Origin of the sequence: Terrisporobacter muris, assembly GCF_024621905.1 — a bacterium.
Lineage (GTDB): Bacteria > Bacillota > Clostridia > Peptostreptococcales > Peptostreptococcaceae > Terrisporobacter > Terrisporobacter muris.
Map to the genome: position 1 here is coordinate 1 of NZ_JANKBY010000538.1, position 1,500 is coordinate 1,500.

Here is a 1,500-nt window from a genome sequence, read left to right on the forward strand (position 1 = left end):
ATATGTAATTAATACAATATATCGATAAAAAAATACGGCAAAAGCCAAAAATCAATATAAAATGCTGATTTTGAGAGGATTGATGTTTATGAAAGTTGCACTATTAGCACCTGATTCTATTGCAAGTAAAGTTGAACCTATTGTTAAAACTCAAATGGATTCTATAGAATTAAAAATATATATCTATAATGATTATATAGAAGTGTTAGATATTTTAAACAAAATACAAAGTAAATACGATGGAATTATGTTTGCAGGTATAATAAGCTATTATTTAGCAAAACAAAATATAAAAGAAGAAGTAATGTGGGAGTATTTTCAATTGCATGAAAGTTCTCTTTTGAATGCTCTATTTCAAGCGCAATATTTTAATGAAAATATAAAAGATTTAAGTATTGATACATATTCAAAATCAAACCTAAAGCAAATCTTTGATATGGTTGGAGTAAATCTAAATGATACAAATATAAAGTTATATGAACTGAATTTAGAAAATTATAGAAATTTAAATGAAGAAGCACTTGAATTTCATAAAAAAAATTTAAAGGAAAATAAAAATGTATGTATTGTTACAGCCTTAAGTAAAGTTAATAATGAATTAAAAAATATGAATATAAAAAATTATATGGCAATACCTACAGAAAGTGTAATAATGGATTCATTTGAAAGGCTGTATTTAAAATATACAGCTAAAGTTAATAAAAATAGTCAACTTGTTTCAATGTTTATAGAAATAGATTTGCCTAGTGAATATTCTCTGATAAGTAAAAATGAGTATTATTATATAAGAGAGAAGAACAAGGTAAGTGATATAGTTTATGAATTTGGAAGAGATATTGAGGCTACAATTGTTGAAGTAAGTTTTAATACATACTTGCTTTTTACTACAAAAGAAATTATTGAAAGAAAAACAAATAACTTTAAAGAAATAAGCATATTAGATTGGATTTCGCAAAAATCACTACATATTGTATCAATAGGTATAGGTTATGGTAAAACAGCAATTGAAGCTAAATACAATTCTAATATAGCAATGATTAAAGCAAAAAAATATGATGAAAATACTGCATATGTAGTATATGAAGATGGTATTAGTGTAGGACCTATTAATAATGTTAAAAGAAAAAAGAAAGAGAAGATAGACGAAAAAATATTAGAAATAGCAACAAAAACTAATTTAAATATAAATAAAATATTAAAAATTTATAATGTGGTAGACAAATATAAAATAGACTGTTTTACAACAAGTGAATTATCTAAATACTGTGGTATTTCTATTAGATCAACGAATAGAATGTTGAACAGATTGGAAGAATGTAATTATATTGATATAGTTGGTAAACAATTTCCAGACGGTGCTGGTAGACCTAAAAGAATCATGAAATTTAAATTTTAAAAAAGATATATATTCAAATAATTTTTTAGTTATTTGAATATATATCTTTTTTTGCATGTTAAGGTATTATAAACATCTTTTGATTTAATTGAAAATTTAGATCG

Annotated in this window: 1 protein-coding gene; it reads left to right on the top strand. The window is 23.2% G+C overall.

Going from position 1 to position 1,500, the window contains the following annotated elements; all coding sequences use genetic code 11:
- The first annotated feature begins 88 nt into the window (after positions 1-88).
- Positions 89-1,396 carry a winged helix-turn-helix domain-containing protein gene (locus NSA58_RS20080; protein WP_039678369.1) on the top strand — a complete coding sequence of 436 codons (1,308 nt, stop codon included), beginning with the start codon at positions 89-91 and terminating at the stop codon, positions 1,394-1,396.
- Positions 1,397-1,500: the final 104 nt, after the last annotated feature.